Genomic DNA, 13154 nt, shown 5'->3' with positions numbered 1-13154 from the left:
ATGAATTGCATATCTTGATTTATTGGCTGAATATCACGCAATCCATGTATGAATTATTGTTTTTTTGAATGAATACCACGCAGGTCGTGTGTGAATTCTTGTTTCTTGAGTAAAACTAATATTGCAAACTTTGATTGCTGATGTGTGGGGAGTTGCGTTGGAAGGGCGTTGGATATGAAGTGACGGGCATCTACCTACACAAGATACCTGTCGACTTTAGAAAAGGCTTCCACCAACGCGGTAAGCCATCTCATTCAACATAATGATAAAACGAATCTTCGCTATGCCACGGCTTGGATAAAAATGTTGTTTGTTTGACGCGAATGTCGGTTATCAAATCACGCTATCTGACGTTCAACAGAATAAACTGGATTCTTTTTATGTAAGTGAATAGCAGGGTAATTAGCAGGGTTTGACTTCAGGTTTAAATACGCCACAGCCGAGTGAGTATCCAGTGACGACAGGTTTATCTAGCATCAAATGGTTGATTATCTGTTTGTAAACATGGTTTAACTGTTTCTGTTGTAGCGCGACATTTATTTTGCGAACGATTGACACTTAGTTTTGAGAAAAAATTTCACCTAAATTAACACTTAATTCTGGGAATTATTTTTAATGAAATTATCACAAAGAAGGAGGACTCGTTGTCCTCCTTTTAAATACCTGTTTAATGCTCATTCAAACTGACTTAAATTGTCTGTTGACTACTTATTGTAAATCTCTCGATCTATTGTTGACCACGTTGCTGAGCCACAAATACCATCACCTACTAAGTGCAATCTTCGTTGAAGTGATATCAGTGCTTGTTTTGTCTTATTACCAAACGCACCATCGACGGTTACACCTAGAAGTATTTGTAGCTCACGTGTGTCGTTGCAGTTTTTTATGCCGTACTGGATGGTTCGACGCTCTATAGACTCTCCAGTTGCTAATCGAATTGCTTGCTCAAAGGCCATGCTATGAGCGGCAATTTCAATGGCTTTGTCTGTTCCGTTAATGATGCGTCTAGCGTTAATGTAATCTGGCTCAGGTGAATCCAGATAATCACTCATCTTGCGTCCTGTGAACCATCCATCAATCATACCACTCATCGTGATTTGAGCGCTGTTAGCGGCTGATAGTGCTAAGTCAGGAACCTGAACAAAGTCAATGTGGCCTCGCTCTAAGGTATTCATATCTCGCACGACATCTATGGCTTTAGCGTAATTCTCAAGCCAGGTGATTTGTACGTAGCCACGTCCATAATACGTCTGTCCCGTTTCTGGGTTGGGCTCTCCGTAAGGTCGCCCTTTACCCTTGCCGTACTCTTCGATAGGTTTCATGGTGTAAGCCGTTTCGTGATAGACCGTGGCAAGGACATAAGCCAAATAACTGATAGGAAAATTCTCGCTTAAGACATTTCGTTTTAACATCGCTAAAGCGGAAAATAGGAGCAAAGCCGTGCGTTGGGTATTGTTGAGCTTACCTTTAAATAAAAGCGCAGCACAGCGGTTTAAATAGGCTTTTTTTGAAAATGGGGTGCATTGGCAAGGCATGTTATTTCTCCTTTGGGGTTGCAGTTGCAGTAGTAGTGAATACGTTCTCAGCCCCAATCTGATGAGTGACAGATTCTGCATCCCAATCGCCATTATAGCCCTCGCGATGATTCTTGATTGAAACCGAGCTCTCTGAGACGAGATCTGGCGTTCCTGGTAAGTTGAGCGTCAATGTGGCTTTTTGCCTGCCAAGTTGTGCAAGCTTTCCTTTGGCATGATTCAACGCTGCAACTTCATCACCAAAGTTGCCAGAAAGGGTGTAAATCGGCTCACCGTTACCAGCATGAACGCTTTGCCTGCTTTGAGTGGTCTCGTCATACCAATGCGCGACTACGCTGTTGTAGTTTTGACGCTCTTGAATACTCAAGGTACAAGTAAAGTCGCTTTTTGATTGCCTATCTAACTTTAGGTGGTAGGTGTCGTTATTATTTAATGTTTTAGCGATGGCGGCTGGCTTAACGATTAAGTGACCGGCCAGCGGCTTGACAAGTGCGTCATGCTCTTTGGCTACGCGTATCAGCATTGCCATGTCAGACTCACTCACCTGGTCAATGTGAGGGATAGAGGCGTTGATTAGGTCAGGGTGCACTTTAGCGATGTAACCATGACGCTCTGCCACAATGCGCGTTAAAGCGTCTAATGTTGTTGGGCCATAAGTCGCATCATTGGGGGCCATGAGACTTTGTTTAAAGTCAGCCGCTTGCGCTGTGACAGTGTACGTGCCAGCTAACTCGTCTAGGTCGATTTTATTGCATTGGTAAGTGCCAAAAGGCCGTAAATCATGCTCATACCCAAGGTAAACATCAAGCCAACTTCCGGTGTCAATGAGTGCAAGGTTTTGTTTGCTGTCATCGAGAACGAGCACGCATTTGTCTGAGTGGCGACCACGTTCATCAGTGATAGTGAGCGAGACTAAATACGGTTGCCAATTGGGTGTTACGTCCTTGCCTTGATGCAGGATCCTAAAGAATGCTTTTTCCATGATTTAGCCTAAGAGCTGTACGGTGGAATGGGTGGATGAGGCTGGCATATCAGGAAGATAGACCTTCACGTCAACGGGTAACACTGGACCGTACTCGGCTAAGTGGCGATTACGTTCATCTTTCAGTACCGTCTCCAGTGCTCCCTCTCGATAGCCATAATGCTTGTACACTATCCAATCCAAACACACGGCCTCAGTGGTGATATATACGTTATTCATCAGGCAGCTCCGAGATAGAGAGATTGAACTCAATTTTTCTGGGTGTGCCATCACGAAGAAAATAGGTATTCGTTTCTTCCAATGTTTCCAGGAACCAGGAGCCATGAAACTGGCCATACTTTTGATTGCCGCTGACAAGCAGAAAAGGCTTGCCGTCTTTGCCTTGCTCGCGCAGTGTTGGCATCAGATTCAAGTCAGCCGTTACCTTGGGATAGAACGTACCATTGAGCGTGATACTGTCTGCTTCTGCTCCTAGAAATTGCGCAGTACTCTTTAACATATGACGCTGGCGCTTACCCCAGCGAAACTGTGTACGTCTCACGAGTTGCTGATATTGAGCCGTTGACACCGAAAAAGGAAAGTCGCCCAGTTGCAACATAATATCGCTCATAATGAAATGTCTCCTAAGCGTGAGGTGAGTTGGTCGTTCATCTCGCGCTTGTAACGCTCTAATTCTTGCCTTACAACTCTACGTACTTCGTGCTCATCCCCGTTTTCTATCGTGATAGGGATAACAGGAGCAGCTACATCGATGCTGATGTCGACGTGTTTGCGGTTGCTGGTTACGGGTTTATAAGAGGTGTAAGTGTTCGTTTGGGGGGCTTGCCCACCAATATGATAGTTGTACGGCTCGACTTCTGAGCTTTTCTGAGTATTGGTCTCGCTGCTTGAACCGGTGACTTTATTCCATAACCAGCTCAAACCAGACACCTTGGCGATGCCCTTAAGTAAAGACATCACCGTACTTCCAATCGCATCAAATAGCTTTCGTGCAGGCTCCCACTTCTTGTATAAGGTCACGCCCAACGTGACCAGTGCTGCGCCCCCGGCCACCATCAAGCCAATCGGGTTGGCAGCGGCAATGGCGGTCAATCCCACGGCCAGTCCTTTGCCTAAGGTGATCACTGTCATCAGTGATTGACCAAAACGTATCACGCCTGTGGTTAAGGTGAGTAAGCCACCGACCACTTTCACTGCACCAAGGCCAGCAATCACATAGCCGAGAGTGTCTGCATTATCGGCTACCCAGGCAATGCTTCCTGCAACTCTGGTTCCCCATAGCGTGATAGTCGCTTGGTTTTCAGAGACCCAGCTTGTAACGCGAGTAAATACAGACGTAAAGGTCGGCAGTAATTGAATGAGCAATTGATTTTTCATGCCTGCAAACGTTGTGGTGACGTCTAACAGGCGATCGTTATATTCTTCGGCTTGTCTTGCGCTCTTTTCGTCAAAGACATTACCTGTACGTTTGGCGTCTTCTCGTAGTTGTTGTAAGCCTTTCGAACCATCTTTGAGCATATTGACCATGGCAACCCCTTCAGAATCGAATAGTTTCATGGCTAAGCGAACTCTGTCTGAAGGTTTTTCAACCCCGGCCATGGCATCAGCGATGGAGTGGAGTTGTTCGTCGGGCTTTAATGAATTTAGATAGGTCGCACTGAGCCCTAGCTCATTTAACGCTGCAACGGCTTCACCTGTACCATTGGCCGCTTCCGAGATACGACGTGTTGACCGCTGCATGGCCATGCGTGTCTGCTCAATCGAAAGGCCGCTGCGCTTTGCGGCGTAGTCAAGTTCTTGTACTGCGGTCACCGATAAGCCAAGTTTGTCGGCGTGCTTTTGAGCAGAGTCGAGACTAGAAGCTAAGTTATTGGTCAGTTTAAACACGCCGACACTGGCAAGGGAGGCCGCTCCTGCGGCTCTGACACCCCATTTTTGGACTGTCATTAACCCAGCTTTTGTTTCTCCCAAAGCCTGGTTATAAGCTTTTTGCTGTTTTGCGGCAATCGTGGCTCTACCTTGTTGGAGCTTAAGTTGATATTGCTGGGCTTTGAGAGTGCTGTTTACGGTAGATGCCTGGCGCTGTAGGTGCTTTTGTTCGGCTGTGAGCTTTTTGGTGTCGATGCCTGAGCGCACTAATTCTGAGCGAGTTTGTTGCAAGCTTTGGCGTTGCTCTTGCTGGACTTTCTTTAGTGCCACCATTCGCGTGCGTGCCACTTCGAAGCTTTTGGTCAGTGCTTTGGTTGGCTTGTCTGTTGACTTGATTTCTTTTGCTAATCGGTTAAGGGTTTGCTGCTGAGATTCAATCGCTCGATTAGTATCAAGAGAGCGCTTTTTCATCTCTTGAAAAAGCGTCATCTTGCTTGATGTGGCATTGAGTTTTGTTAATGCGCTATTCGTACTGGAGACTTGAACATTGAAAGAGTTGGTGTCTTTAGCAGCTTGTTTCAGTGGGGTAGACGCTTGGTTTGTGAGTTTAAGCACCATGCTCGCTGTTAAGTTGCTCATATCTAGCCTTCGCTCGTTGCTGCCAATCGTAAATTTCCCCTAGTGACATTCGGTCCATTTCACTAGGGGACCAATGGAAAATCGTGGCAATATCTGCGTACCACTCTTCTATTCGCTCTGGGGTGACGATGTCGATTCTTCCATCAGAAACGCTGAGACTTGTGGCAAGTCCTCTGAGAAAAAAAGCGTTAACGCCTCGCACAGTTTACGAATGTCACAGGGATGCACTTCATCCAATTCGGCTTTCGTTAGAGGTGAGATGCGAGTCAGTAGTTCAAACACCTCATCCATATCTAAATTATCGAGTGCCTTGAAAGAAAGACCACGATAATCCCCACCTAATGGCTTGCGTAAAGTGACTTCTTTCATGCCGTTGACCGGATACGTAAACGGCACGGTGCGTTTTTCTAGTTGTGGCATAGTTAAACTCCTAATGCGTCACGAATTGACTTTGTGATATCGACACCGTTAGATCGAACTACGCCCGTTTCATTGCTGACATAAAACGTTTCTTTGTTGTCAATGTAGTAGGCGTAAAAATCCAGGTTAACGATAAATTTGTTGGTGTATTCAGCGCCACCGGCGGTAAAAGTGGAAGGCTCCATACTCTTCCATGTGCCGTTGGCTTTAATTTCGATTTTTTGCGTCGTCCCTTTTTCTGTCACCGCACCACGAATGGTGATAGGCTCCTCGCTCGCGGCAGGGTTACCCACGTAACCGACCATCTTTGGGCATGGGTCACGAAAGGTCATTTCAAGGTTCATCGCTAAAAGTCTTAAAATCTCTTCGGTTTCCATCGCCATACCAGCGGTGTTGAAGGTTTCGGTTGCCCACTCAATATTGGGCAGGGTCACTTCTGATGCCTTGCCAAAGAAAGAGGTTTCTCCAGCAAATACGTTGATGTCTCGTAATACTTTGGCCATGACACGCCCCTTACGCTGCGTAGTCGGCTAGAACTTCATTATAGCCGTTGTGGTTAATGTGTTGACGGAAGACTAAGCGCTCTGCAACGCCGAAGAATTGCAGTTCATAGTTCCAATAGATTTTGCCGCTTCGAATGGTTTCATCGTCATTAAGCTCTGTGTCTAACCATACTCTGCCTCCGCGCAGAACACCGCGCTTAACCAGACGGCGGATCAACCCATCAATACGGTCTGTGATGGTACCCACATAAGGCTTAGTGATATTACGGTCGACATAATCAAGGTGAGCGAGCTCAATACTTTCACCGACCACAAATCGTATGCGCTCTTGGTTAAAGAACTTGTGATTGGTTAAGCGGTTGCCCCACAGGAAATGCTTACCGTCACGGGCGTTAAAAACGGTTACGTCTTTTTCGTTGTAAAGGTTTGCCGTTGACAAGGGATCACCGCTAATCCAATCGACTTCTGGCGTGATACCATTGATGAAAATTTGGCGGTTTGACGGCGATTGCCAGTAACCATACTCAGCATCACAACGCAAAATGTGACCAAGAACCGTGGCGCTGTTGGGACGAATGCGAGTGATACCGTCAGTCCCTATGAGTTTCACCTTTGGATGGACATAGTAGCTATTGGTATAAGCTCGACCTTCTGCAACCACATCCTCAAACGATTGCTTTGACCCTTCGATGATGCAGTGTGCTTTTAATCGTCTCGCGACCGCTTCCATCGCCCAACCTACGCCCGGCAGTGAAGAGTATTCTGGGACCGTAATAAGGCGGGGTTTGATGCCAATTTTGCTGCCTGCAAGCAGAAGAGATTGTAAGCCTGAGTGTTGATTGTTCTCATCCACTGTACCAATGATGTTGCTAATGAGTTGTGCCTGATCTTCACTATCCTCAACACGTACCACGACAACCATGCCCATTTTTTGCTGCGCCATTTCTGTCAAGGCGGTTTTTAATGTTCCGCCGTCGCCTGCCATAGCGATTTGCTTTTTCTGATAGACAAGTACAGGCTCACCCAATGGAAAAGCCTCGTCTTGGCCGCCCGACAGGTAAGTTTGAGGCTCAACTGGCATTAAACCACTGCCGTTAGAGGTGGTGGTTGCAACAAGCAAAGCACTCGCGTCATCGTCCGTGCTCAAGGCGGTAATGATATCCGATGCTGAGGCATTGAGATCACCATTCGCATCCGTTCCTAATGTCACGGTAATCGCTTGACCAATCACTTTGACACCAGTTGTAACCGAAGGACCACCTCCTGCGAGCAGTTCCATGCTAATGCCGTTGCCTTGGGTATTGGCATCGATAGCCTCAAGCTTTAAGTCGTTGCTATTGGCAACCGAGCCTAGCTCTAACGTAGCTTTCATTGCCGCTTGCGCATTAGGGGCAGTGACTATCATTGCTCCCACAGAGGCTCTAACGACTTCAATCGGTCCATCACCGTCATCAAGGTAGACCGTTTCCGTCCCATGTAAATATTCTTCAGTCATCATTGCCTCCAGGCACTGTCGGAAATTGAGGGGTATAATGAGCCAGCTCTTCGGCTGACGCGAATTCGATAAATTGAGAGACGGCTCTGCGCCATCGAATGACAGGACCGACTTGCTCACTGTAAGCGGTGGCTTTTGCCACAAGTGTTTCGCAAAATCGTTGTTTGTTTTCGCCTTGAGCTAATATGGTGTCGACCATCGGTGTAGGCGCAGCCTTATCCAAAAGGTATGCTTTCGCTTCTTGAGTCTGTACCGGCCATGAATCGATTTCTGAGCGAGGATATTGATCTGACAGTGGTGCTAGAGCTCTTTCGACTTCAGCAATCATCGCATCTATACAGTTTTTCTGAGCCATAGCTAATGTTGGGAGCACGGATTCTTCAATTAGATGACCATAATTTTCAACGCAATAATCATACTTTTCTTTTGTACTTTGGCTAAACATTGGCGAGTTATGCAAATTCTCTTGAGAGCCGTCTTTGTATAGGCAAAGTAGGGTTTTACTATCTATTTGCTGGATCTGAATCGGGACTTTCATCATTTCAAATTCCAATAATTTTTTTGGGTTAAAGTAGGAGAGCAATTAACGCTCATCAACTTCGATGTTTTGTTTAATACGCTGATGCTTCTTGCATTACTTGGTAAAATATACATAGGTAGCGAATCTCTTGCGTACCAGTTACAAATCGATACACCGTCAGCATCAAAACAGGTTAAGAGCATGTACTCATTGGGTAAAGCTGAGAAAGAAATACCCAGCGAGAGACAGGTGGCATAAGAGTCAACGGGTAGGTCTCCGCTGATTGAAGCATCTGGTTGAAGCGTTCCATAAAGGATGTTGCCTATAGACTCCATTTTTCCTGGTGTGTTTTCTTTTACATACTCCATCGTCGCATAGACCGTTGACTCGTCAATGATGATGCTGATATTGTCCGCCGATTCTACTGCTTTAATAAACCGCACTGTCAGTTCATCTGGAGAGCCTTCTGAGACCTCAGCCTTATAAGCCAGTGGCATTTTAGCGATAGCAAAAAGATCACCGTCGATATCATACAAGCCGCCTTCTCGGATAAAGAACCCTCCCTTATCAATCGGAATCGTCATCTGCATCAAAACCTGATGGTTTGCATCACCGATAACATCGAAATGTTCGATAACGCCACGGTAACACTCATTTTTTAGCTCAGTCTCTTCTCCTGTCGGCTCATAATGAGCACCATTACCATCACCAACCGCCATTTCTACTAGCTCTATAACGGTCTGATTTGCGATGGCATCAGCCAGTTTAGCTGCGCCAACGTCAGTCAATTTGCAATAAAATGTCGCCATTATCCGCTTACCTGTATTACTCTTCGCATTTCAAATAAGGCGGCAATTTTTATTTCGCCGCTCACGTTCGGTTTGTTAGTTAACGCAGCATCTTTAATCGTTAATACACGGGTTTGGTGAGCTAATAGTCCTAAGGAAATTTTTCCACGGCTTAGCACAGCGTAGGACAAAGCCACAATATGACTGCGTAGATTTTTTGTGTTGTTGATGAGGCGATAGATCTGCTGCTTTGTGTCTTGATCTAGCGTATCATCAGTGACGTTGACATCAGCTCGAAATGTAAATGGGGGACCTTTGGGCTCCTCCTCCCACCATTCGATGATTTGTACAGGCCTATCAACCGCTAGAAGTGCTGACTCCAAGGCTGCGCGCGTTCCCTTAATTCGATTAATCCATGGTAACGAGGCGACATACTGACGTTTTTGTGACTCACTCCACTCATCATCCCACTCTCTCGCACGCATCGCCCACGCTAACCAGGGCAGCCAATCAATGGGACAATTCCATGGATCCCAAAGCGATTTCACATCCGATATAGGGACATCCTCAATCGCGGCCATCGCCTTATCTAAAGCGTGAAGCAAACGACTTGCATGAGGGGGAAGCAGACTTTGACGGCTCATGTCAATCGCTCCCATTGTTTTTGCTCACCGTTGTATACAAGATATACATATTGATTTGGCAACAAAGAGTAAGCTTGGATGTTGCCAACTGTAGAAACGAGCTGCCAACCAAATTGACTCTCATTAGACAGGCGAACTGAAAAACCATGTCGTAACCACGACTGGTGTCCTGACATATCGATTGACGCAGCACTACCGACATCAACCAACACAAGATTAGTGCGTTCGTCACTTCTATCCAGTGTGTATTGTGTGCTGTTTACTTCACGTCGCTCATACTCACTATCCGGTGGTGGTTGTCCTTCTTGATAGTACTTAACTTCAATCGCTATCAATTCACATCTTGGGATCTTGCCATCCGATGGCACAATATCGATATCAGGTAGGACACTGGTTACTCGTACAACGCCGGACGTATGTGCGGCTTTTACCAATTGAGATCGAGCAACAATTTGATTAAATAATTCGGTTTCCTCGACATAGTCAGTAACTCGCTTTAGCGCTGCTTCGCGCACGATGTCTAACGATGCCCCTTTTTGCACTTCTAAATCCAGTAACACGGCGTAGTCTACAATTTGAGCCGCAACCGCAAACACGCTATCGGTCAACGGTCGACGCTCTTTATCGGATAGGTAGTCTGAGACAATATCAAGCAGCTCTTGCGTGGGAATACCATCGCCTTCTGTCGATAGAATCGCGACATGCACCACTCCTGGTTCAGGAGAAAAGGCGGACGCACTTGCTACGCGCACATCAGCACTTAATGCATGAAACACATATGCTTCTTCTGGACCTGCAGTACTAAACCCTTCTGGTGATAACAGTAGACGCTCTCGATAGCGATCATCATCTTCTGACTCTAAACGCCATACCTTGTAGTACGTGATGCCTATCAGATCCAAAGCCGCGCCACTGGCTTTTGTGATGAACAACTCTTCAGATTGGCGGTCGAAATCCTCACGTAAGATAAGCTCGCGGTACGCACCGGCATTCGTCACCCAACTAGCAGGATTGCTGTCCGACTCATCCAGTTCAATGCCTTCTTCTTGCTGAATATATTGATAACGTTGCGCTTTAATCTCGTCTAAGCTCAACGTATTAAAAAAAGGGGGACTAGGGTATTGGCTCAAATCGATTAAATCTTTCATATCGTTGTCCCCAATGTGACGAGTTCTGTGCCTAAATAAGTGCCATCGCATTCGATTTCAACACGATCATTTTCAATCGTAACGATTCGTATGATGGATAACTCAAAATCATCCAAACCATGACCGACGTTAGAAACGGCTTCTGCTACCATCATATAAACGCGCATAAACCACGTTGGATCCGAATTTCTGTCCACCTCGTCAACCAAATTACCTCCGTAGCCTCGCGCGCACACCACCTGACCCTTATACGTGCGCATCACATCATCAAAGCGCTGCTTTAAATAGGGTAATCCGGTGATGATGTCACCTGTGTCTCTGTGCATACCTATTTTCATATCGTCTACTGCTTCTGGTTTGCTGGGCCTGTTACTGGATTGCCGTTGTTGTGGTCGTGGGTGTTATAAATCTCACGGTCTTCTGACATGGTTCGTGTTGGATCGCTGATTGATGCTGCACTCGATAGAGCGCCCATGCTCATCGTCGTCCCGCCGATAAATGCATCACTTTCTATCTCTGCACTACCGCCAATCCAGACATTCCCAGTGAGGTTCAAATCCTGCGCGTCAATATTGAATGTGGTGGTCGTCAAGTTGACGCTTTCGGGTATCGTAATCTCTGCCACTGCCCCTTCTGGCAGTGTTAAGGTCATTTTTTTACTTTGACGGTGGTAACTCATTAACGCGCCTTCTGACCACTGCGTGAAACACAACTCTGGATCAACAGAAGGGGCACCACCTTTAAAATAGGTTGCGGGAACGACCACTCCCATCGTTAAATCGCCATTCGAAATGACACATACAGGCTCACCTACCTCAGGAAACCACCACGTTTTTCCATGTTTGCCATTTCGAATTCCGATAGGACTCAGCCATTCCGTGAGCATGGGCTTTTCATCTGAGCCGTAATTCACGATCAAAGCCGGCTTCTGGGGAGCGATGGCATGAACTCGACCACGGACGAATACCTGACGCATCATTTGCTCGAGCTTTGATAGCCTTTCTAATAGGTTATCAATCACGTCCATCGGCTAAATCACCCACTTCAATACGCACATGACCCTCACCAATCGAGTCGTAGCTTTCTCGATACTCTGGTGCGGTTTCACCAATCTCTGGCGCGTCATGTAAGAACGCCTCAACCGCAATCACTTCTCCTGGTGGCCAGTCACTCTCGCCAAGCTGAACAGGCTGATTGAACGTCACGGTCCAAATGCCTAATCCTTGTTTATCAAAGGCGGGGCTAAAGGCATTTTCAGAACTTTCAAACCGCACCTCATCGAGCCCATCTATGTTCCAGTTGTGACCATGACCTAATACCGAGATCTGGTCGGCGATATCTTCTGCCGTCACCGTTCGTTTTTGACGTCGACCTTCATCAGCGATGCAGAAAAACACAATGCGACTCGATACGGCCACTTGACCAAAATCGACTTGGTCACTGTTGTTTGGTCGCTTAGCAAGGCTCGCAACAAAAACCGCAGGGCACGTGAACGACACGCGCTTTTCAGCGCCTGATTGAAACTGACCTGCGTAACGCTCAACCGTGCGCAGCTCCGGCATTTCAGTCTTGATGCACTCAACAATGCCGTCAATCAGCTCTTTGTTATTCATTGCCAAACCCTGCAACCATGTATCTCAATGCGATATCACCGAGAATTTGTTCATCACTCTTGTTTAAACCCAGGTACTCACGCGCATCAATGGTGACACTGCGATGTCGACCTGCTTTACCACCGAGTTGATGTATCGCTGCATAAACCACATTGCTGCCCCATTCAACACTGCTAGGCAGCGTGTTATGTGTGATGGAATGACGAAGCCTGCCGCTATCTTGCAGTGTCTTTCCGCCTTCAAGCATGGCTCTGATGCTGGGTATCCACGAGATACCATCAGGGCCGCGCTCAGAGTTAAAACGCAAAATGGTTTGGTTCACCATGGCCGCGCCCATTTCATCAAGCATGTCTTGTGGTGACTCCAAGCGCATTAACAGTCCATTTAATGCCTGTTCAATCGGACTTAAATCGCCCTGCAAAACCAGTTGCACGCCAGCCATCAGTACGAGCTCCAATCTATGCTGCTGTTCGCTGTATGTGCGACACGCCTGTGGTTGTGATAACGCACCTTTTCACTTTGCACGCCTAGCTCGACCTTGCCGACAGCCACATCACTGAGCCATTTACGAGCGGCTTTTGCTCGCTCTTCAATGGTCTCCTGTGATAACGAGGCACGACTTGCGATGCGCTCTCTGGCAATGTCACCGACCATTTCCGGCAGCGTGGTTTCTTTCAAAAGTGCCGCTACAAATTGGCCATCTTTCATGCGGTGGCCATATTGCTTAAGCAAGTAGCCATCGGCTTCACGGCTTGCAGCATTAATCGCCACCTTGATGTTGTCTAACGCTGACTCAGCCGCAGCTAACTCTTCATCGCTATACTCTGGCTCGATATGAGTTGAAGGCGGCTCTTGGTCAATGAGCGCAACGTAGTAGAGCAAGTCACCCGTAATTAAATCTGGATCATGAGGTGCACGTGGCTCAGTGATGTCGGCCATGTGGTCGCTACCGTAGAACTCGCACATTTGTGCACCTGTGCAGTACATAGACTTTCTCC

Annotated in this window: 17 protein-coding genes; all 17 read right to left on the bottom strand. The window is 46.9% G+C overall.

The window, feature by feature from the left end:
* Positions 1 to 704: 704 nt before the first annotated feature.
* The 17 genes from QF117_RS10710 to QF117_RS10625 all read right to left on the bottom strand — a co-directional run bounded on the left by QF117_RS10710 (position 705) and on the right by QF117_RS10625 (position 13143).
* Positions 705 to 1535 carry a peptidoglycan-binding protein gene (locus QF117_RS10710; protein ID WP_282385925.1) on the bottom strand — a complete coding sequence of 277 codons (831 nt, stop codon included), beginning with the start codon at positions 1533 to 1535 and terminating at the stop codon, positions 705 to 707.
* A 1-nt stretch (position 1536) separates the two neighbouring features.
* Positions 1537 to 2517, bottom strand: coding sequence for a contractile injection system protein, VgrG/Pvc8 family (locus tag QF117_RS10705; RefSeq protein ID WP_282385926.1), 981 nt, complete (start codon positions 2515 to 2517; stop codon positions 1537 to 1539).
* 3 nt (positions 2518 to 2520) lie between these two features.
* Positions 2521 to 2736, bottom strand: a complete 216-nt coding sequence (locus tag QF117_RS10700; protein ID WP_282385927.1) for a tail protein X — start codon at positions 2734 to 2736, stop codon at positions 2521 to 2523.
* Positions 2729 to 3127, bottom strand: a complete 399-nt coding sequence (locus QF117_RS10695) for a phage tail protein (RefSeq protein ID WP_282385928.1) — start codon at positions 3125 to 3127, stop codon at positions 2729 to 2731. Before QF117_RS10695 ends, QF117_RS10700 begins: the two co-directional genes overlap by 8 nt.
* Positions 3124 to 5025, bottom strand: a complete 1902-nt coding sequence (locus QF117_RS10690) for a hypothetical protein (RefSeq protein ID WP_282385929.1) — start codon at positions 5023 to 5025, stop codon at positions 3124 to 3126. The genes QF117_RS10695 and QF117_RS10690 overlap by 4 nt, the downstream gene beginning before the upstream one ends.
* A 108-nt stretch (positions 5026 to 5133) precedes the next feature.
* On the bottom strand, positions 5134 to 5445 hold the full coding sequence (locus QF117_RS10680; protein ID WP_282385930.1) for a phage tail assembly protein: 312 nt from the start codon (positions 5443 to 5445) through the stop codon (positions 5134 to 5136).
* A 2-nt stretch (positions 5446 to 5447) separates the two neighbouring features.
* Positions 5448 to 5948, bottom strand: a complete 501-nt coding sequence (locus QF117_RS10675; RefSeq protein ID WP_282385932.1) for a phage major tail tube protein — start codon at positions 5946 to 5948, stop codon at positions 5448 to 5450.
* Positions 5949 to 5958: 10 nt separating this feature from the next.
* Entirely contained in the window at positions 5959 to 7446 is a 1488-nt protein-coding gene (locus tag QF117_RS10670; RefSeq protein ID WP_282385933.1) for a phage tail sheath C-terminal domain-containing protein, read from the bottom strand.
* Entirely contained in the window at positions 7436 to 7984 is a 549-nt protein-coding gene (locus QF117_RS10665) for a hypothetical protein (protein WP_282385934.1), read from the bottom strand. Before QF117_RS10665 ends, QF117_RS10670 begins: the two co-directional genes overlap by 11 nt.
* Entirely contained in the window at positions 7981 to 8772 is a 792-nt protein-coding gene (locus tag QF117_RS10660; protein ID WP_282385936.1) for a phage tail protein, read from the bottom strand. The genes QF117_RS10665 and QF117_RS10660 overlap by 4 nt, the downstream gene beginning before the upstream one ends.
* Positions 8772 to 9395, bottom strand: a complete 624-nt coding sequence (locus QF117_RS10655) for a phage tail protein I (protein WP_282385937.1) — start codon at positions 9393 to 9395, stop codon at positions 8772 to 8774. Before QF117_RS10655 ends, QF117_RS10660 begins: the two co-directional genes overlap by 1 nt.
* Positions 9392 to 10543, bottom strand: coding sequence for a baseplate J/gp47 family protein (locus QF117_RS10650; protein ID WP_282385938.1), 1152 nt, complete (start codon positions 10541 to 10543; stop codon positions 9392 to 9394). Before QF117_RS10650 ends, QF117_RS10655 begins: the two co-directional genes overlap by 4 nt.
* Positions 10540 to 10881 carry a hypothetical protein gene (locus QF117_RS10645; protein ID WP_282385939.1) on the bottom strand — a complete coding sequence of 114 codons (342 nt, stop codon included), beginning with the start codon at positions 10879 to 10881 and terminating at the stop codon, positions 10540 to 10542. The genes QF117_RS10650 and QF117_RS10645 overlap by 4 nt, the downstream gene beginning before the upstream one ends.
* A 5-nt stretch (positions 10882 to 10886) precedes the next feature.
* Complete coding sequence (locus QF117_RS10640; RefSeq protein ID WP_282385940.1) at positions 10887 to 11570, bottom strand: phage baseplate assembly protein V; 684 nt, start codon at positions 11568 to 11570, stop codon at positions 10887 to 10889.
* Positions 11557 to 12156, bottom strand: a complete 600-nt coding sequence (locus tag QF117_RS10635; protein ID WP_282385942.1) for a hypothetical protein — start codon at positions 12154 to 12156, stop codon at positions 11557 to 11559. Before QF117_RS10635 ends, QF117_RS10640 begins: the two co-directional genes overlap by 14 nt.
* The gene (locus QF117_RS10630) at positions 12149 to 12598 is read right to left on the bottom strand and encodes a phage virion morphogenesis protein (protein ID WP_282385944.1); all 450 of its coding nucleotides are present in this window, start codon (positions 12596 to 12598) and stop codon (positions 12149 to 12151) included. The genes QF117_RS10635 and QF117_RS10630 overlap by 8 nt, the downstream gene beginning before the upstream one ends.
* The gene (locus QF117_RS10625) at positions 12598 to 13143 is read right to left on the bottom strand and encodes a phage protein Gp36 family protein (RefSeq protein WP_282385946.1); all 546 of its coding nucleotides are present in this window, start codon (positions 13141 to 13143) and stop codon (positions 12598 to 12600) included. Before QF117_RS10625 ends, QF117_RS10630 begins: the two co-directional genes overlap by 1 nt.
* Positions 13144 to 13154 lie beyond the last annotated feature (11 nt).

This window comes from Vibrio sp. YMD68 (genome assembly GCF_029958905.1).
Lineage (GTDB): Bacteria > Pseudomonadota > Gammaproteobacteria > Enterobacterales > Vibrionaceae > Vibrio.
The sequence above is the reverse complement of the archived record's forward strand: the minus strand, read 5'-3'. Positions and strand labels throughout refer to the sequence as shown.